This is a genomic window from Herbiconiux liukaitaii (assembly GCF_041927495.1).
Classification (GTDB): Bacteria; Actinomycetota; Actinomycetes; order Actinomycetales; family Microbacteriaceae; genus Herbiconiux; species Herbiconiux liukaitaii.
The window spans coordinates 769,235-791,723 of sequence record NZ_JBHFHG010000002.1 but is presented as its reverse complement, the minus strand read 5'-3'; the positions used below and the strand labels follow the sequence as shown (position 1 = coordinate 791,723).

The 22,489-nt window shown below is 70.6% G+C and carries 22 protein-coding genes and 1 tRNA gene; 9 read left to right on the top strand and 14 right to left on the bottom strand.

Annotation, left to right across the window (positions count from 1 at the left end):
- Nucleotides 1–10: 10 nt before the first annotated feature.
- From ACEXQC_RS04295 to ACEXQC_RS04270, 6 genes are all read right to left on the bottom strand, one after another.
- A complete protein-coding gene (locus tag ACEXQC_RS04295; RefSeq protein WP_374818771.1) occupies nucleotides 11–718 on the bottom strand; it encodes a response regulator in 708 nt (235 codons plus the stop codon).
- A 21-nt stretch (nucleotides 719–739) separates the two neighbouring features.
- Nucleotides 740–2,065 carry a hypothetical protein gene (locus ACEXQC_RS04290; protein WP_374818769.1) on the bottom strand — a complete coding sequence of 442 codons (1,326 nt, stop codon included), beginning with the start codon at nucleotides 2,063–2,065 and terminating at the stop codon, nucleotides 740–742.
- Complete coding sequence (locus tag ACEXQC_RS04285; protein WP_374818767.1) at nucleotides 2,062–3,225, bottom strand: sensor histidine kinase; 1,164 nt, start codon at nucleotides 3,223–3,225, stop codon at nucleotides 2,062–2,064. The genes ACEXQC_RS04290 and ACEXQC_RS04285 overlap by 4 nt, the downstream gene beginning before the upstream one ends.
- A 164-nt stretch (nucleotides 3,226–3,389) precedes the next feature.
- Nucleotides 3,390–4,610 carry a homoserine O-acetyltransferase MetX gene (gene metX, locus ACEXQC_RS04280; RefSeq protein ID WP_374818765.1) on the bottom strand — a complete coding sequence of 407 codons (1,221 nt, stop codon included), beginning with the start codon at nucleotides 4,608–4,610 and terminating at the stop codon, nucleotides 3,390–3,392.
- Nucleotides 4,611–4,711: 101 nt separating this feature from the next.
- Complete coding sequence (locus ACEXQC_RS04275; protein WP_374818763.1) at nucleotides 4,712–6,037, bottom strand: bifunctional o-acetylhomoserine/o-acetylserine sulfhydrylase; 1,326 nt, start codon at nucleotides 6,035–6,037, stop codon at nucleotides 4,712–4,714.
- Between the two features lie 111 nt (nucleotides 6,038–6,148).
- The gene (locus tag ACEXQC_RS04270) at nucleotides 6,149–7,210 is read right to left on the bottom strand and encodes an acyltransferase family protein (RefSeq protein WP_374818761.1); all 1,062 of its coding nucleotides are present in this window, start codon (nucleotides 7,208–7,210) and stop codon (nucleotides 6,149–6,151) included.
- A gap of 66 nt (nucleotides 7,211–7,276) precedes the next feature.
- On the opposite strand from ACEXQC_RS04270, the gene ACEXQC_RS04265 reads away from it, so the two are divergent.
- Nucleotides 7,277–8,056, top strand: coding sequence for an SDR family oxidoreductase (locus ACEXQC_RS04265; RefSeq protein WP_374818759.1), 780 nt, complete (start codon nucleotides 7,277–7,279; stop codon nucleotides 8,054–8,056).
- On the opposite strand, the gene ACEXQC_RS04260 is transcribed toward ACEXQC_RS04265, so the two are convergent.
- Nucleotides 8,037–9,497: an MFS transporter gene (locus tag ACEXQC_RS04260; protein WP_374818757.1), complete on the bottom strand. Its 1,461-nt coding sequence runs from the start codon at nucleotides 9,495–9,497 to the stop codon at nucleotides 8,037–8,039. The genes ACEXQC_RS04265 and ACEXQC_RS04260 overlap by 20 nt on opposite strands.
- 22 nt (nucleotides 9,498–9,519) lie before the next feature.
- On the opposite strand from ACEXQC_RS04260, the gene ACEXQC_RS04255 reads away from it, so the two are divergent.
- The 6 genes from ACEXQC_RS04255 to ACEXQC_RS04230 are packed head-to-tail and all read left to right on the top strand — an operon-like array spanning nucleotide 9,520 to nucleotide 13,939.
- Nucleotides 9,520–10,026: a phosphoribosyltransferase gene (locus ACEXQC_RS04255; RefSeq protein ID WP_374818755.1), complete on the top strand. Its 507-nt coding sequence runs from the start codon at nucleotides 9,520–9,522 to the stop codon at nucleotides 10,024–10,026.
- Nucleotides 10,023–10,748 carry a type 1 glutamine amidotransferase family protein gene (locus tag ACEXQC_RS04250; RefSeq protein WP_374818753.1) on the top strand — a complete coding sequence of 242 codons (726 nt, stop codon included), beginning with the start codon at nucleotides 10,023–10,025 and terminating at the stop codon, nucleotides 10,746–10,748. The genes ACEXQC_RS04255 and ACEXQC_RS04250 overlap by 4 nt, the downstream gene beginning before the upstream one ends.
- Nucleotides 10,749–10,771: 23 nt before the next feature.
- Nucleotides 10,772–11,464: a uracil-DNA glycosylase gene (locus ACEXQC_RS04245; RefSeq protein WP_374818751.1), complete on the top strand. Its 693-nt coding sequence runs from the start codon at nucleotides 10,772–10,774 to the stop codon at nucleotides 11,462–11,464.
- 4 nt (nucleotides 11,465–11,468) lie between these two features.
- The gene (locus tag ACEXQC_RS04240; protein ID WP_374818749.1) at nucleotides 11,469–12,059 is read left to right on the top strand and encodes a GNAT family N-acetyltransferase; all 591 of its coding nucleotides are present in this window, start codon (nucleotides 11,469–11,471) and stop codon (nucleotides 12,057–12,059) included.
- A 12-nt stretch (nucleotides 12,060–12,071) separates the two neighbouring features.
- On the top strand, nucleotides 12,072–13,502 hold the full coding sequence (locus ACEXQC_RS04235) for an amidase (RefSeq protein WP_374818747.1): 1,431 nt from the start codon (nucleotides 12,072–12,074) through the stop codon (nucleotides 13,500–13,502).
- A gap of 56 nt (nucleotides 13,503–13,558) precedes the next feature.
- Nucleotides 13,559–13,939: an SIP domain-containing protein gene (locus ACEXQC_RS04230; RefSeq protein WP_374818745.1), complete on the top strand. Its 381-nt coding sequence runs from the start codon at nucleotides 13,559–13,561 to the stop codon at nucleotides 13,937–13,939.
- Here ACEXQC_RS04230 and ACEXQC_RS04225 read toward each other — a convergent pair.
- The 5 genes from ACEXQC_RS04225 to ACEXQC_RS04205 all read right to left on the bottom strand — a co-directional run bounded on the left by ACEXQC_RS04225 (nucleotide 13,936) and on the right by ACEXQC_RS04205 (nucleotide 19,604).
- A complete protein-coding gene (locus tag ACEXQC_RS04225; protein WP_374818744.1) occupies nucleotides 13,936–14,346 on the bottom strand; it encodes a Fe-S oxidoreductase in 411 nt (136 codons plus the stop codon). The genes ACEXQC_RS04230 and ACEXQC_RS04225 overlap by 4 nt on opposite strands.
- Entirely contained in the window at nucleotides 14,343–15,788 is a 1,446-nt protein-coding gene (locus tag ACEXQC_RS04220; RefSeq protein ID WP_374818742.1) for a dihydrolipoyl dehydrogenase family protein, read from the bottom strand. The genes ACEXQC_RS04225 and ACEXQC_RS04220 overlap by 4 nt, the downstream gene beginning before the upstream one ends.
- Nucleotides 15,789–15,811: 23 nt before the next feature.
- Nucleotides 15,812–16,636, bottom strand: a complete 825-nt coding sequence (locus ACEXQC_RS04215) for an arginase family protein (protein ID WP_374818740.1) — start codon at nucleotides 16,634–16,636, stop codon at nucleotides 15,812–15,814.
- Between the two features lie 13 nt (nucleotides 16,637–16,649).
- A complete protein-coding gene (locus ACEXQC_RS04210) occupies nucleotides 16,650–17,393 on the bottom strand; it encodes a PspA/IM30 family protein (protein ID WP_374818738.1) in 744 nt (247 codons plus the stop codon).
- Nucleotides 17,394–17,474: 81 nt separating this feature from the next.
- A complete protein-coding gene (locus ACEXQC_RS04205) occupies nucleotides 17,475–19,604 on the bottom strand; it encodes a TPM domain-containing protein (RefSeq protein ID WP_374818736.1) in 2,130 nt (709 codons plus the stop codon).
- Nucleotides 19,605–19,769: 165 nt separating this feature from the next.
- Between ACEXQC_RS04205 and ACEXQC_RS04200 the strand changes: the two genes are divergently transcribed.
- Nucleotides 19,770–20,504, top strand: coding sequence for a gamma-glutamyl-gamma-aminobutyrate hydrolase family protein (locus ACEXQC_RS04200; protein ID WP_374818734.1), 735 nt, complete (start codon nucleotides 19,770–19,772; stop codon nucleotides 20,502–20,504).
- A 187-nt stretch (nucleotides 20,505–20,691) separates the two neighbouring features.
- Nucleotides 20,692–21,999: a C40 family peptidase gene (locus ACEXQC_RS04195; RefSeq protein WP_374818732.1), complete on the top strand. Its 1,308-nt coding sequence runs from the start codon at nucleotides 20,692–20,694 to the stop codon at nucleotides 21,997–21,999.
- Here ACEXQC_RS04195 and ACEXQC_RS04190 read toward each other — a convergent pair.
- Nucleotides 21,996–22,208 (bottom strand): hypothetical protein, encoded by a 213-nt coding sequence (locus ACEXQC_RS04190; RefSeq protein WP_374818730.1) that lies wholly within the window; start codon nucleotides 22,206–22,208, stop codon nucleotides 21,996–21,998. The genes ACEXQC_RS04195 and ACEXQC_RS04190 overlap by 4 nt on opposite strands.
- Nucleotides 22,209–22,352: 144 nt before the next feature.
- Nucleotides 22,353–22,425 (bottom strand) — tRNA-Arg (locus tag ACEXQC_RS04185).
- Nucleotides 22,426–22,489 lie beyond the last annotated feature (64 nt).

Below are 22,489 nucleotides of genomic sequence, written 5' to 3'. Positions count from 1 at the left end.
CCGAGCTGCTCTAGCTCGGCAGCACGTCGTCTTCGAAGGTCTCGGCGGTCTGGTTGCCGAGGTACTCGTCGCGCGGCAGAAGGCCGTCCTGGATGGCGCGCTTGCGGAGCGCCACCTTGGTGCCCACGTCGATGCCCACGAGGCGGTACTTCTCGCGGATGCGCTTGAGGTACGACTTCGCGGTCTCCTCGGAGATCTCGAGGGCCTTCGCCACCTGCTTGACGGGCTCGCCGCCGCCGTAGAGCGCCATCACGCGGCGCTCCTGGGCGCTCAGCCGCGGGGATGACTCGAGGTCGTCGGCCGCGAGGGCGAGGTCGAGCTCGGTGGAGATGAAGCTGTCGCCCACCGAGGCAGCACGGATGGCCTCCACGATCATGTCGGCCTCCTCGCTCTTCACGAGGTAGCCGAGCGCGCCGGCGGCGATCGCCTCGCGCACCACCACGGGCTCGGAGTAGGTGCTCATGAGCACCGTCTTGACCCCGGCCGACTTGAGAGCGCGGAGCTTGACCGAGACGGGCAGGTTGTCCTTCAGGTCGAGGTCGAGCAGCACCACGTCGACCGGGAACTCGGGGTGCGTGAGCAACTCAGGCCAGGTCGTGACCGCGGCCACCATGGTGATGTCGTCGGCCGCGCCGCGGATCCACTCGGTGAGGGCACCGAGGAGCATGCGATGGTCGTCGACGATGGCCAGTCGGATCGGTTCACGGGTGATCGTCACGGGGAGCTCCTTACGACCGGATCAGCGTGCGGCGTCCGGTACTACGACATGGGCGTCGACGCTGACTCGGAGGCGGCCCGTGCGGGTCTCCAGCGAGTACTCCCCGACTCGGGACAGTGCGGACCAGACGGCCGGATCGATGCGGCGGCGGGTGATCCCGCCGATCGAGATGGCTATCGGGAGCACCATCCTATCGTCAGCCCTGGCCTGTCCCGCGGCACCTGGGCGACCGATCTCGAGATCGATTGTGGGTGTGGATCGGCCGGATTCGTCGACCAGCAGCCAGATCGCCGAGAGCAGTCCGTCGCGTTGCACGGGCTCGAGGTAGCCGGCGAGGCCGTCGGGGTCGGTCAGGGTGACCGCGGGCCCCAGGTACTCGGACTCGGAGATCGCGTGGCGCAGCCAGGTGTCTCGCCTGCCCGCCACGAGCATGCGTCGGAGATCGGTGGCGAGGCCGGAGGCGGTGGCGGCCAGATCCTTGTCGAGGGGGAGCGGCACGCGCTCGGTCGCCACATCCTGCAGCAGCTCCTCGGCCGCGAGGTCGAGGCGGGCGAGCTCGGTGGAGGCGAGCAGGCCTAGGCCATAGCGGGGAGCGCCGATGGTGCTCTCGGCCACCGTGCGGTCGAGCTCGCGCTGCACGAGGTTGCCGAACGAGCCCACCACGAGGATCCCCGCGAACACCGGCACCACGGTGAGCACGAGCTGCCCCACGCCGATGCTCGCGCTCAGGGGATCGCCGACGCCGGCCCAGATGATGCTGACCACCGAGAGGCCCGTGAGCACGAGGGTGGCGACGAGCACGTTCGAGCTCGGCCGGAAGGTGACGCTGGCCAGCAGGGTCGCTCCCACACCGATGCCCACGGAGCCGTAGCTCGCCCCGTCGCTCATCCCCAGCGCCACTTCGTCGAGCACGAGGGCGACGGCATCGGCGGTGAGCAGCAGCACGAACGCCCGCATCGGCAGGTGACCGCGGATGCGGCGGGCGGTCAGCACCGCCCACCCGAACGCCGCGATCACGATGACCCAGCCGAGGGTCGAGAGGATCCGCCCGTCGTTGACCTGCCAGGTCCAGCCGAGCGAGACCAGGCCGCGCCCGATGAGGATGACGCCGACGATCACGGCACCGATGCCGAGGTAGCCGAGACCGAGGCGGGAATCGCGCTCGATGTTCTGGCGCACCTCGTCGACTGCCCTGGGGCCGATCCGGCGAGCTCGTACGAGCTGGGTGAGGGTGCCGTCGGTGGCCTCCTCGGTTGCACCGGAGCGGCTCCTGCTTCTGGTGCCCTGGCCCTTGGTGTTCTGGCCTTTGGTGTTCTGGCGCGTGCGGGCAGCGGGCGGCTCCGTCATTTCGGCACCTCGAGCACCACGGTGGTGCCGGAGCCCGGCGAGGAGAACAGCCGCACCTTGCCGCCCACGTCGCGGATGCGGGCCATCACCGATTCCGCGAGGCCGAGGCGGCCGAGATCCACCGCGTCGAGGTCGAAGCCCACGCCCGCGTCGGTGACCATGGCGCGCACGGTCGTGTCGTCCTCGGTGATCGTGACATCGGCCGATCCCACCTCAGCGTGCCGGCGCACGTTCTCGAGGCACTCCGAGAGCGAGAGCAGGAAGGCGTCGAGCACGTGGCTCGGCAGGAGGATCTGCCCCGAGCCGTGCCAGGCGACGTGCAGGCCCATGCGGCCGAAGCGCTGCTTGACCGATTCGAGGGTGTGGCCGAGATCGCTCGTCTCCACGCGCTCGAGCGTGTAGCCGCCGGAGGAGCGCGGCATGGGAGTGCCGCCGAGCCTGAGCTGGCGCAGCAGCCTGGCGTCTTCGGCGGCCTGGTTGCGGAGGGCATCCGGATTCACGCCGATGCCGGAGTGCGCCAGCAGCGTGAGGGTGGCGAGCACCGTGTCGTGCAGGAGCCTGGCGCCGTGGCGGCGCTGGGCCTCCCGCTCGCTCGACTGGCGCTCGGCCACGTGGGCGCGACTGAGCCTCGCCATGCCCGCGAAGGCGCGCTGGAGGCTGGCCGAGAGCCAGGTGGCCGCCACGTAGAGCGCCACCCAGCCCACCACGACCGAGGCGATCACGAACGCCCCGCGACCGCTCTGCCAGGTGGCCACGGTCACGAGCACGAGCACCGGCACGTAGCCGGGCAGCACGATCCAGAGCAGGCGGGGGCTCGAGGCGAGGGTGCAGATGAGGGAGGGGATGGCGGTGGAGGCGAACAGCGTGACGCCGTTCGTGGTCGAGAGGTCGTCGACCCGCACACCGGGCAGGCTGAAGGCGGCCAGGGCGGCGAGGGCCGTCACGTAGGTCGCGAGGGGCAGCACCCAGGTGCGCGTGGAGCCGAGCAGGTAGAAGCCGAGGGCCGTGAGTGCCATGAGGAGCAGCGGCGGGGCGATCGATCCGAGGTCGGCGAGGTTGGGGACGATCACGCAGGTCATCGACGACGACGTGAAGAGGAGCCCGAAATTGCGCGCCGTGCGGGTGAGGAGCTTGTGGCGTTCGCGCTCGGTCCGTGGCACCCTCGCATCATACAGACGGCGGGTACCCCCTGAACTGGGGCGAGAACAAGTCGACAGGTGTCGGTAATGTCTACTTCAGTTCTGGGGGGAATTGGCCGGGGATCCGCACGAGAGTGGGATCCCCGGCCGCTTTTGCGTTCGGGTGGTCGTGCGAGGCCGGGCGGTTATGCCGGGTCGGCGAAGAGACGAGCGATCTCACGCCCCACCGCGTCGAACTCGATCAGGAACCCGTCGTGCCCGAACTTCGATTCGATCACCACGGGATCCGTGCCGTCGAGCGTGTTGGGCAGATGGCGGGCGATGAGCACCTGGTCCTCCACCGGGAAGAGCCTGTCGCTGTCGATGCCGAGCACGAGGGCGCGCGCGGTCACCGATTCGAGGGCGGCCACCACACCGGCCCGACCGCGGCCGATGTCGTGCGAGTTCATCGCCTCCACGAGGGTGATGTAGGTGTTGGCGTCGAAGCGACGGGTGAACTTGTTGCCGTGGAAGTCGAGGTACGACTCCACGGCGAAGCGACCGCCCCCGCCGAGCGGGCTGATGCCGCTCTGCCAGCTGCGCTGGAAGCGGTCGTTGAGCTCGCTCGGGCTGCGGTAGTTGAGCAGAGCCATGCGCCTGGCCAGCGCGAGACCCTGGTGCGGGCCTTCGCCGTCTGGGGCGTCGTAGTAATCGCCGCCGCGGAAGGCCGAGTCGGCGCGGATGGCTTCGATCTGCACGGAGTTCAGCGCGATCTGGTCGGCCGAGCTGAGGGCGGGGGCCGCGATCACGGCCACGCGACGCATCGCATCCGGATAGCGCACCGCCCACTCGAGCACCTGCATGCCGCCCATCGAGCCGCCCACCACCGCGAACCAGTCCTCGATGCCGATCGTCTCGGCGAGGGCGTGCTGCGCCCTCACCTGGTCGGCGATCGTGGTGTACGGGAAGCGGGCGCCCCACTCGGCGCCGTCGGGGGCGATGGAGGAGGGGCCGGTGGAGCCCTGGCAGCTCCCGAGCATGTTGGGGGCCACCACGAACCAGCGGTCGGTGTCGATCGGCAGGCCGGGGCCCACGAGGCCCGACCACCAGCCGTCGGTCGGATGGCCGGGCTCGGCGGGGTGGTTGAGGTTGCTGTCGCCCGTGAGCGCGTGCAGCACGAGCACGGCGTTGTCGCGCTCGGGCGAGAGGGTGCCGTAGGTCTGGTAGGCCATCCGCACGTGCGGCACGACCGCGCCGTTCTCGAACACGAACTCCCCGATGTCGGCGAACAGCCGCCGCCCCACGGGGTCGCCCTCCCGCCACGCCCCCGACGCCGGCGGCTTGCCCAGCACCGACCGGATCTGCGCATCCGTCACGAACCCACTGGGTACCGTGTCCTCGTTCGTCTGGTTGGTCTGCCAGTCCATTTTTCTCTTTCTGCGCCGTCACTGCCGAACTCGAGTCTCGCGCACGAAGAAGGCCCCCCGCGGAATGTTACGCGTGGGGGGCCTTCGTTCTGGTGCTGGAGCTAGATGGCGTTGGCGCGGACCACTTCGCGGGCTGCTGCCAGGCCGCTTTCGAGGTCGGTTTTGAGGTCGTCGATGTTCTCGAGGCCCACCGAGAGGCGCACGAGGCCCGGGGTCACGCCCGTGGTGAGCTGCTGCTCGGGGGTGAGCTGCGAGTGCGTGGTGCTGGCCGGGTGGATGACGAGCGAGCGCACGTCGCCGATGTTGGCCAGGTGGCTGAACAGCGAGAGGCTCTCCACGAAGGTGCGCCCCGCATCCACCCCGCCCTTGAGCTCGAACGAGAGCACCGCACCGACACCCTTGGGGGCGTACTTGTTGGCGGCGGCGTACCAGGGGCTCGAAGGAAGACCCGCGTAGTACACGGTGGCGATGTCGTCGTGGGCGTCGAGCCACTCGGCGATCTCCTGCGCGTTCTGCACGTGCCGTTCGATGCGGAGCGACAGCGTCTCGATGCCCTGGATGAGCTGCCAGGCGCTGGCCGGGGCGATCGAGGCGCCGAGGTCGCGGAGCAGCTGCACACGCGCCTTGATGATGTAGGCGATGCCGTCGCCGAGCACACCCGTGTAGCTCGCCCCGTGGTACGACGGGTCGGGCTCGGTGAGGCCCGGGAACTTCTCGACGTTCTTCGACCACTCGAACTTGCCGCCGTCGACGATGATGCCGCCGATCACGGTGCCGTGGCCGCCGAGGAACTTGGTGGCCGAGTGCACCACGATGTCGGCGCCGTGCTCGAGCGGCCGGATGAGGTACGGGGTGGCGATCGTGTTGTCGACGATGAGCGGCACGCCGGCCTCGTGGGCGACCGTCGAGACGAGGCCGATGTCGAGGATGTTGATCTTCGGGTTGCCGATCGTCTCGGCGAAGAACAGCTTGGTGTTGGGGCGCACCGCACGGCGCCACTCCTCGGCGTCGTCCTGGTCCTCCACGAACGTGGTCTCGATGCCGAGCTTCGCGAGCGTGTACTTGAAGAGGTTGTAGGTGCCGCCGTAGATCGACGACGACGACACGATGTGGTCGCCGGCCTGCGCGATGTTGAGCACGGCGAATGTCTCGGCCGCCTGACCCGAGGCGACCAGCAACGCCGCTGTTCCGCCTTCCAGAGCCGCGACCCGCTGCTCCACGACGTCTTGCGTGGGGTTCTGGATGCGGGTGTAGATGTTGCCGAACTCCGCGAGGGCGAAGAGGTTCTTGGCGTGCTCGGAGCTGTCGAACACGTAGGAGGTGGTCTGGTAGATCGGCGTGGCGCGGGCGTTCGTGGTGGGGTCCGGCTGCGCCCCGGTGTGGATCTGCTTCGTCTCGAACTTCCAGTTCGCGGCATTGTCGGTCATGGAGGACTCCAAAGTCAGGGGATCGGAACTGCTGGAAGCGTACGGTCGGGCCGAGCCGCCGCGCAACGAGGCCCGACGCGCGGCGTAACGTACCAGCGGCCCGGGCGATCCCTACCCGCGCCGAACGAAGAGCCAGTCGGCCCTGGGCTCCACGAGCGGCCGGAACACGCGGCGCACGAACGGCTGCGAGAGCACCACCGCCACGAGCACGCTGAACACGATCAGGCCAGGCAGCATCCACCACGGCTGCTCCCCGTCGAGCCACCCCGACTGGCGGAACGGATAGAGCACGAAGGTGTGCAGCAGATACACGTAGAGCGTGGCCTGGCCGTACGACGAGAACCACGTGGTGCCGCGCGGCACGAGGGCGAGGAAGGCGAACACGAGCAGCCCCGCCACCCCGATCGCGACGAGACGCAGAGCACCGGCCCACCACTCGTCGTAGCCGAACGAGGGATAGGCCTCCTGGAAGAGGAACACGCGCCGGATGCTCACCTCGCGCCAGAACGGGAGGCCGACGGCGATCACGACCGCCAGCACGCCGAAGAGAGCCACCGCGCCGGCACGCACGAGCAGCACGGTGCGGGTCGACGCCGTGAGCCACAGCTCGGTGAGCGGCAGCTGCCTGAGCTTCCAGCCGAGCACGAAGAACGGCAGCAGCGCGAACGTGCGGTCGAGCGCGAGCACCCCGTTGAGGGCGGGGAGGTAGCCGCTCGCCACCGAGACGACCACGGAGATGAGCAACGGGAACCGCAGCAGGGCGAGATAGGGGAGCGCCACTCGCCACATGATGAGCGCGAGCAGGAACCACAGCGTCCACGAGGGGCTCACGAAGTCGATCCGAGCCCGACCGGTGACGGCCCACTGGATGCCCGTCCAGATGGTCTCGAAGATGAGGTATGGCAGCAGCAGGTCGGTCACCAGGCGCTTGAGCTGCTTCGGCCCCGGTGCATCCGCCTTGGCGAAGTAGCCCGCCACGGCCACGAAGACCGGCACGTGGAAGGCGTAGATGAAGAGGTAGACGCCGTAGGCCTCATCCGATTCGCCGATGAGCTTGAGGATGGCGTGACCCACCACCACGAGCGTGATCGCCACGAAGCGGGCGTTGTCCCACAGCGGTTGACGCGTCGTGGGCGCTGTCGTCGGGGGAGTGGAGGCGACCGGTGACGACACCGTCTCACACTACCTTTGTAATTACGGAAGGGACCGGGGAGGTCCCGGTCCGTCGAAGGGACGCGGATGAAGCGCGCAGTGGTCACAGGAGCGAGTTCGGGCATCGGGGCGGCCACGGTGCGCCTCTTGCGCACCCACGGCTGGGAGGTGGTGGGCGTCGCCCGTCGCGAGGACAGGCTGCAGGAACTCGCCGCCGAGACGGGAGCCACGTACTTCGTGGCCGACCTCACCGAGCAGGAGGACGTGCAGGCGCTCCGCGACCACCTCGAGGCCACGGGAGGCGTCTCCACCCTCGTCAACAACGCCGGCGGGGCCATGGGCCTCGACCCCGTGGAGGGCGGCACGGCCGACGACTGGCGCTGGATGTACGAGATCAACGTCATCGCCGTGCAGCAGGTGACCCAGGCGCTGCTGCCGATGCTGCGCGCCTCGGTCGAGCCCGGCGGCTCGGCCGACATCCTCACCGTCACCTCGATCGCCGGCCACACCCCCTACGAGGGCGGCGGTGGTTACAACGCGGCCAAGTTCGCCGAGCACGCCATGCTCGACGTGCTGCGGCTCGAGCTCTCGGGCGAGCCCATCCGGGTGCTCGAGATCGCGCCCGGCATGGTGCACACCGAGGAGTTCTCGCTCAACCGCTTCAAGGGCGACCAGGATCGCGCCGACTCGGTCTACGCGAACGTGCCCGATCCGCTGAGCGCCGACGACGTGGCCGCCACGATCGTGTCGATGCTCGAGCTGCCCCCGCACATCAGCCTCGACCTCGTGGTGATCAAGCCCGTGGCCCAGTCGGCGCCCTACAAGGTGGCGCGCGGCGAGCTGAAGGTCAAGCAGCCGGAGAAGTGAGAACGGGCTCCTCCAGCACCGGGTCGGCGAAGGCCAGCTTGGGCACGAAGAAGAGGAGCACGGCAGCCACGAGGGCTCCGGCCGCGCAGATGCTCCACACCGCTAGGTAGCCGCTCAGGCTCGAGGCCGTGGCCGTCACGGCGGTCGAGGCGCCCTGGAAGAGCACCACGGCGAACACCGCCGAGGCGAACGATCCGCCGATCGTCTTGGTGGTGTTCGTGAGGCCCGCCGCGATGCCGGTGTGTCCGAGGGGTGCTGCGGCCGCGGCGGCGGCGGGCAGGGCTCCCACGAGCGCACCCGATCCGATGCCCGCGATCGCCATGTTGACGAACACCTGCCAGGTCTCGACGTGGAACGGCAGGAACAGGCCGTAGCCGATGGCTACGAGGAACGTTGCGGCGATGAGGGCGACCCGCGGACTCGTGCGCCGGGAGACCACGGGGAACAGCAGGGCGCCCACGATCATCGAGATGAGGTAGGCACCGATGAGGTACGAGATCGACGAGGCGGGGAGGCCGAGGCCGTAGCCGTTCACTGGATCCGTGCCGGCGAAGGTGCTGAGCGGGGCCTGCGCGCCGAGCAGGCTGATGCCCACGAGACCGGCGGTGAGCTGCACGGGCCACATGGTGGGCTGCCGCAGCATGCGCAGGTCGATGGCCGGATCCTTCTGCCGCAGCTCGTAGGCGCCGAACGGCAGGAACGAGAGCACCCCGAGGGCGATGAGCGCCCAGACCCACCACGTCTCCGGACCGTTGATGCGCAGGAAGGTGAGCCCGCTGGTCACGAGCAGCAGCCCGAGGGTGAGCAGTGTGAAGCCCAGGATGTCGAGCCGTCGCCCGGGGCTCGGGGTCGACTCGGGCACCCCGAACAGGATGGCGAAGAACACGAGCGTCACGGCGATCGCCGGCACCATCATGGTGAGCGGCACGTCGCCGCCGAGCGCCGTGAAGATCTGCCCGCTCGAGAGAGCGCCGATGATGGCCCCCGCCTCGAGCGCCACCACGAGCAGCCCGGCCGCGCGGCGGGTCTGCGAGGCGGCCCGGCCGGTGCGCCGGCCCCTGTCGAAGATGAGCGCCACCTCGAGCGGCAGCCACACCACGTAGAAGCCCTGCAGCGCCCACGCGATGAGGAAGCTCGTGAAGTCGCCCGCGAGCACGAGCCACCAGCTCGCGAGGGCCGTGAGCACGGTCGAGATGAGCAGGATGCGCTTGTGCCCCACCATGTCGCCCAGCTTGGCGAGCACGGGCACCACGATGGCCGAGAGCAGCAGCTGCGCGGCCTCGAACCAGTTGAAGTCGGCGTCGCGGATGCCGAGGTGACGCACCAGATCCGGGATGAGGGGCACGTAGTAGCCCTGGATGATGCCGCTCGTGATCTCGACGAGGAAGAGGAATCCGATGAGCGAGGCGGTGACGCCCACGACGCCGCTCGGCGACCTCATCGCGTCCGGTAGCCTGGCGTGCATGGAATCGAGCATAGAACCCACCGAGGCCGACACACCCGAGCGGGAGGTGCTCGGCTGGCTCGAGTTCGGAGAGGCGTCCCGCTCGCTCGCGCAGGACATCGTGGAGTCCGGTTTCGAGCCCGATTTCGTGATCGCCATCGCGCGCGGCGGCCTCATCCCTGGCGGTGCCCTCGCCTACGCCCTCGGCGTGAAGAGCTGCGGCAGCCTCAACGTGGAGTTCTACTCCGACATCGAGGAGACGCTGCCGGAGCCCATCATCCTCCCGCCGCTGCTCGACAACGAGCCGCTGATCGGCAAGAACGTGCTTCTCGTCGACGACGTCGCCGACTCCGGCCGCACGCTCGCGCTCGTGGTGGAGCTGCTCGAGAAGGTCGACATCACCGTGAAGTCGGCCACCCTCTACATCAAGCCTCGCTCGGTCATCGCGCCCGACTTCCACTGGAAGACCACCGACCGCTGGATCGTCTTCCCCTGGTCGGCGCACCCGCCCGTGGGTGCCGAATGAGCATCCACCTGGTCGGCGGCGGCTGGCCGGTCGAAGCCGAGGGCGAGGTGTACCGCCCGTTCTTCGAGGAGGTCGCCGCGCACGCCGAAGCGGCGGGCAAGCTCGAAGGGGGCCGGCTGGCCATCGTGCTCGTGCGCGACGGCGACGGCCCGGAGAAGTTCGCCGAGCTCCTGGCGGCCTTCGAGCTGCTCGGCAGGTTCGATCCCGTGGCGGTGCTGGCGCTCGAGAACGCGCCCATCCAGCCCTCCGCGTTCGCGGAGGTCGACGGCATCGTGGTGTGGGGCGGGCTCACCCCCGCCTACCGCACGTCTCTCGAGCCCTCGTTCGGCGAGCTGCGACGACTCGTGGCCGCCGGCGTGCCCTACCTCGGGTTCTCGGCGGGAGCGGCGATCGTGGCCGAGAAGGCCGTGGTGGGCGGCTGGAAGATCGACACCGTCGAGATCGGTGCCGAGGAGGCTGCGGAGGATCTCGAGCAGCTCACCGTGGCTCCCGGCATCGGCCTCATCGACCTCGCCGTCGACGTGCACGCCGCGCAGTGGGGGTCGGTGACTCGGCTCATCGCCGCCACCGAGGCCGGAGTCGTCGACGGAGGGGTCGCGATCGACGAGCACACCGCCCTGGTGATCGGCGAAGGGCCCCTGCGCGTGATCGGCCGCGGCTCGGTGTGGAAGATCACACCCGACTCCGGCAGCGTGCGGGTCTCGACCGTCGGCGCGGGCTGAGCCCGGGCGCCCCGCTCCTCTCCATGCCACCGCTCTCCCTGACCGAGCTCGCCCAAAGCGGGTCGATGGACCCCGACTGGGCCCTGGCTCTCGAGCCCATCGGCGACCGTCTCGCCGCCCTCGGCGACTTCCTTCGCGCCGAGAACGCCGCCGGGCGGGGATACCTGCCGGCCGGCCCCGACGTGCTGAGGGCCTTCCGGGCACCGCTCGACGATGTGCGGGTGCTCATCGTGGGCCAGGATCCCTACCCCACCCCCGGCCACCCGATCGGACTCTCGTTCGCCACCGCGCGCGATGTGCGGCCGATCCCGCGGAGCCTCGCCAACATCTACCGCGAGCTGCACGACGATCTCGGCATCCCACCGGCCGAGCACGGCGACCTCTCGTCGTGGGAGGCCAACGGAGTCCTGCTGCTCAACAGGGTGCTCACGGTCACGCCGGGTGAGGCCGGATCCCATCGCCGCAAGGGCTGGGAGGAGGTGACCGCGCACGCCATCCAGGTGCTGGCCGAGCGCGGTGGGCCGCTCGTGGCGATCCTGTGGGGCAAGGATGCCGAGGGGCTCGTGCCGATGCTCGGCGACGTGCCCTCGATCGCCTCGGCGCATCCGAGTCCCCTCTCCGCGCACCGCGGCTTCTTCGGCTCGAAGCCCTTCAGCAGGGCCGACGCGCTGCTCGCCGAGCAGGGAGCGGATCCCGTGGACTGGCACGTAGGCTGATCGCATGTTGGAAGAGGAGTACCAGCCGCGCCGCCGGCTGCCGAGGAACCTCAGGCCGGCCGTCGACGAGAAGCCCCCGCTCGAGGTGCCGTTCGAGTACACGATCCGGGATGCGGTGGAGAGCGACCTGCCCTACATCCGCGAGATCTACAACCACTACGTCGCCAACACGGTCGTGACCTTCGACGAAGACGCCATGACGCTCAAGGAGTGGCGCCAGAAGTTCGCCTGGACCCGCAAGTTCGACTACCCCTTCCTCGTGGCGCTCTCGCCAGCAGGCACCCTGCTCGGCTTCGCCTACGTCTCGGCCTGGAAGCAGAAGGCCGCGTACCGCCGCACGGTCGAGAACTCGATCTACCTCGGCCCTGCCGCCACGGGCAAGGGGCTCGGCAAGGCCCTGCTCGCCGAGCTCATCACGCGGTCGAAGCAGGCCGGCATCAAGGAGATGCTCGCGGTGATCGCCGATCAGGGGGCCGACGCCTCGATCCGCCTGCACGAGGCCTTCGGCTTCAAGGAGGTCGGTCGGCTCGGCCGCGTGGGCTTCAAGTTCGGACACTGGCTCGGCACGGTGCTGCTGCAGAAGTCGCTCAAGTAGCGCTCGGTCGTCATGAGCGATGCCCTGCACGACCTGAGCGCCCTCGAGCAGTACCGGCTCGTGCAGCGCCGCGAGCTCGGCGTGCTCGAGCTGACCGATCACTACCTCGAGCGCATCGAACGCCTCGATCCCTCGCTCGGTGCCTTCCACACGGTCACGGCGGAGAAGGCCAGGCAGAGGGCGCGCGAGCTCGACTCCGCCGACGACCGCACAGCGCCGCTCTTCGGCCTGCCCTCGGGCGACAAGGATCTCGCCCGCCGGGCGGGGGTGCGCACGACCTTCGGATCCCGTCTCTTCGAGCATGTCGTGCCCGAGGCGAGCGACGAGATCGTGCGGCAGCTCGACGCCGCGGGCACCGTGAGCCTCGGCAAGACCGCCACTCCCGAGTTCGGGCTGTCGGGGTACACCGAGAGCTCCGTGGCGCCCCCCGCCCGTGACCCCTACGACACCCGGCTGGGCCCAGGCGGGTCGAGCGGGGGAGCGGCGGTGGCCGTGGCGGCGGGCCTGCTGCCGTTCGCGCCCGGATCGGACGGCGGGGGTTCCATCCGCATCCCCGCGGCTGCGTGCGGTCTCGTGGGGCTCAAGCCCACCAGGGGGCTCGTGCCCGCGCTCTCGGGCATCGGATCGCTCGGGGGGCTCAGCGTGGCCGGCCCTCTGGCCCGGTCGGTCACGGATGCGGCGATGCTGCTCGACGGCATGATCGCGCGTCGGGGCGGCCGCATCGTGCACCCCTTCACGCTTCGGGCGCCCGAGTACGACGACGGGCCCTACCTCGGTGCCGCCGTGCGCGGAGAGGGACGGTTCCAGATCGGTGTCACCACCGACTCCCCGTGGCGGCACGACTACGACATCACGGTGGCGCCGGAGGCCGAGGCCGCCCTCGCCGTGGCGCGCGACGGCCTCGTGGAGCTCGGGCACGGCATGGAGGAGCTCTCGCTCGAGCCCTCGCCCGAGTACTACGCGGCGTTCCGCACCATCTGGCAGGTGGGCGCCTCCCAGATCGCCGCCGACGACGACACCGAGCACCTGCTCGAACCACTCACCCGGTGGCTCATGCACCGCGGGCGGGCGCTCTCGGCACAGCAGCTCGCGGCGGCGCTCAGCACGCTGTCGGCGTTCGAGCGGTCCATCATCCGGCAGTTCGACCGCTTCGACGCCGTGCTCACTCCCACGCTCGCACTGACGCCGCGCCCGATCGGCTGGCACGACCCCGACGACGGCGAGAGGAACTTCGAGCAGCAGGTGCTCTACTCGCCCTTCACCTCGTTCGTGAACGTGAGCGGACTGCCGGCCATCACCCTCCCGGTGCACCGCACGGTGGAGGGGCTGCCGATGGGGGCGCAGCTCATCGGACGGCCGGGAGGCGAGGCCACGCTGCTCGCGCTGGGCCGTCAGCTCGAGCGCCGGTTGCGCTGGGAGACGGTGCACCCGCCGCAGTGGTGATCGGCACGCGGTGAGGTGTGGCAATCCTAAGTAAGGCATGCCTATACTGAGGTCAAATGTATGTGATCGCCTCTGACGCCACCGACGTGTCCCGTGCCACCGGCCGTGTCCTCATCGCAGGCACCGAAGCCGATCTCGACTCCATCCGCGCGATCGTCGCCCTCCTCGGCGACAAGGCCCGCGGCCAGGTCTTCGTGGAGGTCGCCACGGCATCCGACATCGACCCGATCGCCACTCCCGAGCGGGTCACCGTGGCCTGGCTGCCGCGCGACGTGCGCTCCGGTGCCATGGGATCGGGCCTCGCCTGCGCTCCCGGCCAGGCCGTCGAGCGCGCCGTCACCGCCTGGATGGGCGAGATGTCGACCGGCCTCGCCGACTTCGACGGCGACGACCTGTGCGTCTGGTTCGCCGGAGACGCCGAGATCCTCAGCCGCTAGCCCTTGCGCCGCGGCAGGTAGTTGCCGTCCTCGAGCCCGGCCTCGATCTCGAAGTGGTTGGTGAGCGGATTCTGCCCGGCCAGGGCGTACAGCAGCGGGAACACCATGCCGTACGTCTGCCACTGCCGACGATGCACGGCCTCGTGCCGCAGCACCGACGGGGCGTCGTTGATGCGCGTGAGGTAGACGCCGCCCACGCACGTGCCGCCGCGGCGGAACGCCCACGACGGCAGGCCCGTGAACACGAACAGACCGTCGACCCGTCTGGCCTTGGCGCCGGCGAGCACCACGCCTAGCGATCCGAGCACGAGTCCGACACCGGTGGCGTAGAGGTAGCCGGCTCGAGCGATCGGCGGCGCGTAGAGCACCGCCCGCACCCGCTCCATGCCGTGCCTCCGCTCCGTCATGCGCTCTGCCTGCCGTAGCCCTCGAGCAGGCGCAGCCAGACCTCGCTGATGGTGGGGTAGGAGGGCACGGCGTGCCAGAGCCGGGAGAGCGGCACCTCGCCCACCACGGCCACCGTGGCGGAGTGCAGCAGCTCCTGCATGTCTGGCCCCACGAAGGTCACGCCCACGATCACCTGGCGATCCTCGTCCACCACCATGCGCGCGGTGCCCGTGTAGCCGTCGCTGTGCACGCTCGCGCCGGCCACGCTGCCGATCTCGTAGTCGACCACCCGGGTGCGCAGGCCCTCCTTCTCGGCGGCGGCCGCCGTGAGGCCGATCGAGGCGACGGGCGGGTCGGTGAAGGTCACCTGCGGCACGGCGCGGTGGTCGGCGGTGGCCGCGTGCTTGCCCCAGGGGCCGTCGTGCACGGTCTCGCCCGTGGCGCGTGCCACGATCGCGTCGCCGGCCGCGCGGGCCTGGTACTTGCCCTGGTGGGTGAGCAGGGCGCGGTGGTTCACGTCTCCCGTGGCGTACAGCCAGCCCTCGCCGAGGGGAGCGCCGTCGTCGCCGAGCACGCGCAGGCTGTCGTCGACGTGGAGCCAGTCGCCCGGGGTCAGCCCGATGGCCTCGAGGCCGAGGTCGCCCGTGCGCGGGAGTCGACCGGTGGCCACGAGGATCTCCTCCGACTCCAGCACGGTGCCGTCGTCGAGGGTCGTGCGCACCACGCCGTCGTCTCCGCGCCGCACCTCGGTGGGGGAGTGCTCGAGGTGCAGGCGCACCCCGAGGCCCTCGAGCGAGGTGGCCACGATCTCGCCGGCGAAGGGCTCCTGGGTGGCCAGCAGCTTTCCGCGCGAGACGAGGTCGACCTCGGCGCCGAGCGAGGCGTAGGCGGTGGCCATCTCGACGGCCACGACCCCGCCGCCCACCACGGTGAGGCGCGCGGGGATGCTCTTCGCGCTCGTGGCCTCGCGACTCGTCCACGGGCGCGCCTCGGCGAGGCCGGGCACGTCGGGGAGCAGGGCGGTCGAACCCGTCGAGACCACCACGGCGTGCCGGGCCACGAGGGTGCTCTCTGCGCCGCCCTCCGCGGTGACGCGCAGCTCCTTGACGCCCGTGAACATGGCGTGGCCTCGCACGAGCTCGATGCCGGCGCCCCGCACCCACTCCACCTGGCCTGAATCGTCCCAGCCGCTCGTGAACGAGTCGCGCCGCTTCAGCACGGCCGCCACGTCGATGTCACCCGTCACGGCCTCGGCGGCGCCTCCCACGTGCTGGGCGGACCGCACGGCCTCGCCGCTCCTGAGGAGGGCCTTCGACGGCATGCAGGCCCAGTACGAGCACTCGCCGCCCACCAGTTCCGCCTCCACGAGAGCGACGGTGAGGCCGCCCTGCACGGCGCGGTCGGCCACGTTCTCGCCCACCGCTCCCGCTCCGATCACGATGACATCGAATTCCTGGCTCATGGTCACTCCTCTGGGGTGGGTCTTCAACGTACGAGAGCGGAGACGATCCGCAGGATGGTGGGGAGGTCGCCGACGGCGGCACCCGGATCGGCCGGGGCGAACTCGGTGATCCCCGAGCCGACGAGCTCGAACTCCGCCCGCACCGCCCTGATGGCGTCGGTGAGCTCCGTGACCCCGACGCCGAAGGGCTCGGGGAAGGCGACCCCGGTGATCTCGGCCGGATCGAGCACGTCGAGATCGACGTGCAGGTACACCGAGCGGGCGCCGGTGGCGCGCACGGCGGCCACGACGGCCTCGGGGGTGCGCAGCCTCTCGGGAGGCAGCAGCACGATGCCGGCCTCGGCCACATGGTCGGCCTCGGCGTCGTCGAGCGAGCGCGTGCCGGCGAGGATGAGCCGCCCGGGCTCGAGCAGGGGAGACGGCGCGAGGTCGGCGGGGCCGCCGCCGAGCAGAGTGCGCACGACCATGCCGTGGAACGCACCGGAGGGCGACGACTCCGGGGTGTTGAGGTCGGCGTGCGCGTCGAACCACACCACGGCCACGTCGTCGCGACCGGCCAGGGCGTGCCTGATGGCCGCGAACTCGACCCCGCAGTCGCCGCCGACGATGAGCGGCGTGCCGGTGACCTGCTCGAGCGCCGCCGTCAGCGACTCGGCGATCTGGGCGATCGAGGAGTAGCGGTGCACCCCCGTGTCGAGGGATTCACCCGCGCCCGCCGGCACCTCCACCACCGTGGTGGAGGCGGCCGGCAGATCTCCGCGAATGGCGTCGGCGCCGTCGATCAACCGCATGGCCCTGCTCGAACCCGAGCCCTGCCACGCGGGGACGACGACGAAGTGCGTGCTCACGCCTCGACCGGCGCTACTGGCCGTCGGTGACGGTCTTCTGAGCCGAGCCGGCCTTGAGGGCGGCGAGTCGCGCCTCGACCTCGGTGAGCTCGCCCAGATCGTCGAGGCTCTCGAACTGCGAGTCGAGGCTCGAGGCGTTGAGCTCCTCCTGGCCACGCACGCGGGCCTCCTCGCGGCGGATCTTGTCCTCGAAGCGGCCGAGGTCGCTCGTGGGGTCGAGCACGTTGATGTTCTTCAGCGCATCCTGCACCTTGCCCTGCGCCTCGGCCGTCTTGGCACGGGCCACGAGGTTGTCGCGCTTCGACTTGAGCTGGCCGAGCTTCTCCTTCATGGAGGTGAGGCCCGTCTTGAGCTTCTCGACCGACTCGGTCTGCGAGGCGATCGAGGGCTCGGCGTCGCGCGCCTCGTTCTCGGCGTTCAGCTGGCGGGTGAGAGCCACCTTGGCGAGGGCGTCGAACTTGTCGGCGTCTGCGGTGCTGCCTGCGGCGCGGAACTCATCGGCCTTCGTGCTCGCCGCGAGAGCCTTGCGGCCCCAGTCGGCGGCGGCGGCCACGTCGGCGCGGTGGTCGTCCTCGAGCAGACGCAGGTTGCCGATGGTCTGCGCGATCGCGCTCTCGGCGTCGGCGATGTTCGACGTGTAGTCGCGCACGAGCTGGTCGATCATGAGCTGGGGGTCTTCGGCCTGATCGATCAGGTTGTTGATGTTGGCCTTCGCGAGCTGCGCGATGCGGCCGAAGATCGACTGCTTGGTGGACATCGTGTTCTCCTTCTGTTCTGGTTCTGATCGATGAGGTTCTGATCGATGAGGTCGTGTGTACGGGGGTGGGGGGCGAAGCGGCTAGAAGCGGCCGCCACCGCCTCGGCGGCCCGAGGAGCGCCCGCCGCTCGAACGACGCGAGCCCGAGCTCGAGGAGCGCGAGCGGCCGCTGTAGCCACCCCCGCGGCTGCCGCCGCCCCAGCCGCCGCTGGATCCGCTGCTCCAACTGCTGCCTCCGCCGCCCCCGCCGCTGAGGAGACCGCCGAGGATGCCGCCGAGCAGCCCTCCGCTGAAGCTGTCGTCGTCGTCGCCGCGACCGCCGCCGTCGTACGCGCCGTTCGAGCTCTGGCCGTACGAGCCCTGAGCGGTCGACACGTCGAGTCTGGCGGCCGAGGTGGCGCGGCTCGCGAGCTGGGAGGCCGTGGTGGCATCGCGCAGGGAGGCCTCCGGATCGGTCGTGGCCGTGGCGAGTGCCTGGTCGAGGTGGCGCTGCGCCTCCGAGAGCCGTGTGCGCGCATCCGGCCCCACGGCGCCGCGGCGGGTCTGCAGGAAGCTCTGCGCCTGGCCCACCTCGTTCTGGGCGGTCGCGATGGCACGGTCGCGCTGCACGATGAGCCTGGCGGCGCGCTCCTGCTCACCGCGGATGGCGGCGAGAGCCGTGTCGAGGGGTGCGTCGGCGGCCTCGAGGGCGGCGCGGGCGGTGAGCGGGTCGCGGGCGCCGATGCTGCGCGAGCGGTCGAGCTCCACGCTCACGGTCTGGGCGAGGGGTGCGAGGTCGGCGGGCGCCTGACCTGCTGCCTGCAGCCGGGCGGCCTCGGCGACGTCGCGTTCCGCATCGCCCACGACGGCGGCCAGACTGCCGGCCGCACTCTCGAGCTCGGTCTCGAGAGTGGCGATGGCCCCCACGAGGGTGCGCGACTGGCCGATGGCCTGGCGGGCGGCGCGGATGCCCAGGGCCGCCTCGGCGGTCTTGCCCGCGGCGATCTCCGTGCGCGCGGCCTCGAGCTCGTTCGTGGCGAAGGTGCGCAGGCTCTCGAGCTGGGTCACGCTGCCGTCGACCGTGCTCAGGGCGTTCGCGTCGTACCGCTCCACGAGGCGGGTCACCCTGGCCTTCGCGTCCGTGGTCTCGGTGGCGAGGGCGGCGAGATCGGTGTCGGCCGCGGCGAGGGAGGCCGCGGGGTCGCGCTCCACCTCGCGGAGGGCCGCGAAGGAGTCGACCTGGGCGTCGAGCTGGTCGGAGGCCGAGTCGCACATCGCGATGATCTGCTCGCACCAGGCGCGCCGCTCCTCGTCGGTGTCCGGCACCGCGTCGTCGAGCTTCTGCTTGAGCGCGAAGGCCTCGCTGCGCGTCGTCTTCACGGCGGCGAGCACCTGGGAGTACTGCGCGGTCGCCTCGGTGCCGAACTGGGCCACGGCGAAGCCGAGCTCCTCCTCGCTCGAGGTCACGGCATCGTCGAGGTCCACGAGCACGGCGCCCACCCGCTGCTCGAGCTCCTTGAGGCTGGGACCTGCGACGGCCGCCTTCTCGGTGGCCACCGCGTCGAGGCGACGACGACGGCGGATGACGAGCGCGATCACGAGGGCGGCCACGATCACGATCACGAGGATCGCGATGAGCCAGAACACGGCGGCGGGGAGGCCGCCCGGCGTGCTCTCCGAGTCGCCGCCCGAGGCGCCGAGCTCGCGGTCGAGCCCCTCGGCCACGGCCACGCCGGCCCCTGCCCAGTCGTCGTCGCGCAGGGCGGGGATGAGGTCGTCGGTCTCGATCCGGGAGAGCGTCTCGTCGTCGAGCGCGAAGTCGGAGGCCACGGAGAACTGGTACAGCCGGTCGTCGACGGCCACCGCGAGCAGCACGTCGTTGGTGCCGAACTGGTTGATGTCGGCCACCTCGTCGGCCCAGGCCCCGCGGTCGGAGGGGTTCTCGAAGCGGTCGGTGTAGATGACGAAGAGGTTGACGCCCTGCTCGGTGGCGAGCGTGTCAACGGCCTCCTGCACCTCGGACTCGGCGGAGCCGAGCACTCCCACCTCGTCGACGACGTACCGGCCGTCGAGCGAGACGGGGTCACCCGCGTGGGCGGCGAGCGGCGTCAGGAGGCCACCCGGGGTGGCGAGCAGTGCCGCGGCGGCCACGAGGGCGGCTGCGGCGGCGAAGACGGCGGCGGACAGGGGGCGGCGAGTGGCCGCGCGACGGAGGCGGTGCGGTGCTCTCATTGCCTGAATCCTAGGAGGGCTGACTCCTCACCGCTACGGAACCGGGTGTTCTCCCCGTGATTGCTGAACGTCCTCCGAGCGGGCGGCCCCGGATGCGGCGTCGCGGATGTGTCGTCCCGTTACGGGGCGCGTGCGACCGGGAGCCGAGATCGCGAGGATGGATGCATGACCTCCGGAGCCCGCCTCAGCGTCGTGGTCGCCACGCGCGACCGGCCGCTCGCCCTGGAGTACGCCGCCTACTCGAAGCTCCTGCTCGCACGTGCCGTGGCCGACTCCGAGGCCGTGGGCTGGCAGGTCGATGTGGTCTCCGCCGCGGAGGAGGGCGCGCTCGGCACTCTGCGCCGCACCGAGCGCTCGGCGGCGATCGTGGTGCTGGGCGGCGAGGACATCGCGCCCGAGTACTACGGCGCGGCGCGCGGCTACGCGAGGGAGGGCGCCCACCTCGAGCGTGCCGACGACGCGCAGCTCGCACTCGTGCGGCGCGCGGCCGAGCGCGCGACGCCGCTCGTGGGCGTCTGCCGTGGCCACCAGATCATCAACGTGGCCCTCGGCGGCACACTCCTGCAGGATCTCGGCGACTCCTCCTCGCACCGCAACGAGGGTGTTCCTGTGCACCGCGTGATGTCGACGCACGACGTGGCGCTCGCGGCGGAGTCGAGGCTCGCCGCGCGCTTCGGCGGCGCACTCAGCACTCGGAGCGCCCACCACCAGGCCATCGACCGGCTCGGCCGGGGTCTCCGCATCGCCGCCACGGCGGAGGACGGGCTCATCGAGGCGGTCGAGCACCGCGAGCTGCCGATCGTGGGCGTGCAGTGGCACCCCGAAGACGTGCGGGCGGAGCGCGGCCAGTTCGCCGGCATCCTCTCGTCGGTCACGCGCGCCGCAGCTCTCGCCGCCTGATCGCGCGCGCTGCCTGATCGCCCGTCTGATCACCCTCCCTGCCCGAGGGAAGGGCCGCTTATAACCCCGATTCCCACCTCGGGGCTGACATTGTGCTCGGCGTGTTGCTAATGTGATCGATGTTGTTGCTGTGACTCGTGTGACGTAAGTGTTCACGATCGCCTGATCCGATCACCGGGGGAGACCCATGCGCCGCACCGAGACATCCGCCTTCCGGGCTCCACGCCGACTGGCCGGGCCCTGCGCGCTGTTCTCGGCCACGGTGCTCGCCGCCACCCTGCTCATCTCGTCTCCCGCGATGGCCACCGACTACCCCTCGTGGGACGACGTGCAGGCCGCGCAGCAGAGCGAGAGCGCCAAGGCCGCCCAGATCAGCGAGCTCGAGGGCCTCATAGCCGGTCTCCAGGACGACGTCGACGCCGCCCAGGTCGTGGCGAACGAGGCGTGGCAGGTGGATCAGACGGCGCAGAAGGCTCTGGCCGCCGGTCAGCGGAAGGCCGACGGCCTGGCTTCTCAGGCGGAGCAGGCGAAAGCCGACGCCGCCGCCTCGAGCAAGCGTGCCGCGGGTCTCGCGGCCCAGTTCGCCCGCAGTGCGGGCAACGACCTCACGTCGCAGCTCATGGTCTCCGGCGATGGCAGCGACGACCTGCTCTACCAGCTCGGCGCCATGTCGAAGCTCAGTGAGACGAGCAAGACCGTCTTCGACCAGGCCGAGCAGGATTCGAACACCGCGGACTCGCTGAGCGAGCAGGCCGCCGTGGCCGAGTCCAAGCTCGAGGGCCTCGCCACCGCGGCCGCCGAGTCGCTCCAGTCGGCGCGCGACGCGCAGCAGACCGTGCAGAGCGCCCTGCTCGAGCAGGAGGCGCACGAGGCCGAGCTCACGGTGCAGCTCGACGCCCTCAAGACCAACACCGCCCTCACTCAGGCGCAGTTCGAGGAGGGAGTGCGCGTGGCCGAGCAGGCCCGCATCGCCAAGGAGCAGGAGGAGGCGGCGGCGCAAGCGGCCGCCGAGGCGGAGCGTCAGCGTCAGGAGGCGGCCGACGCCGCCGAAGGCGGTTCCGGTTCCGGCGGCGGGGGAGGCGGCGGTGGTGGCGGTTCCGCTCCCGCCCCGGCACCGTCTGCACCCGTCAACGTGTCGCCGCCCGCGCAGTCGTACAGCGGCCAGGCGGTCGTGGACTACGCCGAGCAGTTCGTGGGCGTCGTGCCCTACGGCTACGGAGCCGACCCCAACGACAGCTTCGGCTGCGACGGCCTCACCCAGTACGTCTACGGCCAGTTCGGCATCCAGCTACCGCGTCTCGTGAGCCGCCAGGCGGCCATGGGTGTGCGTGTGTCGGCGCAGGATGCGCAGCCGGGCGACCTCGTGGTCTGGCCGGGATCGCACATCGGCATCTACGACGGGCACGGCGGAGTCATCCACTCGCCCGACTGGGGCCGGTACGTGACCCACGCCAACGGGCTGTGGGGCAGCTACTACTTCGTGCGCCTGGTCTAGACCGAGGTCGGGCGCTTGGCGTAGGGAGTGACCGACTCGATCGAGCCGTCGGCCTTCCGCACGATGTGGTCGCACTGGCGCGTCCGCGCCCAGGTGCGGCCTTCGGCGATGGCCTGGGTGCGGATGACGTGTGATGACAGATCGGTGTCTTCGCCCTGCATGCGGTTGTGCCACATGTTGTGGCTCCGGTAGGTCTCGATGGCGCTCATGCTCTCGGATCCTCTTCATCGATGGACTGCCCTGATGTGCGCGGATGGGTGGTCCGCGTGGCGCTCATCCTAGAGGCCCGAGAGGGGGAAGATGAGGATTTCGAGGGAAATCGACTCGGCCGAGACGGCGGGTGGTGACGAGGGTGCCCCCAGCAGGATTTGAACCTGCGGCCTTCTGCTCCGGAGGCAGACGCTCTATCCCCTGAGCTATGGGGGCCCGGGTGCCTCCAGGTTAGCAGGGTCGGCGGAGCGATCCTGTCACCGGAGGGCCTCAGGCCGTG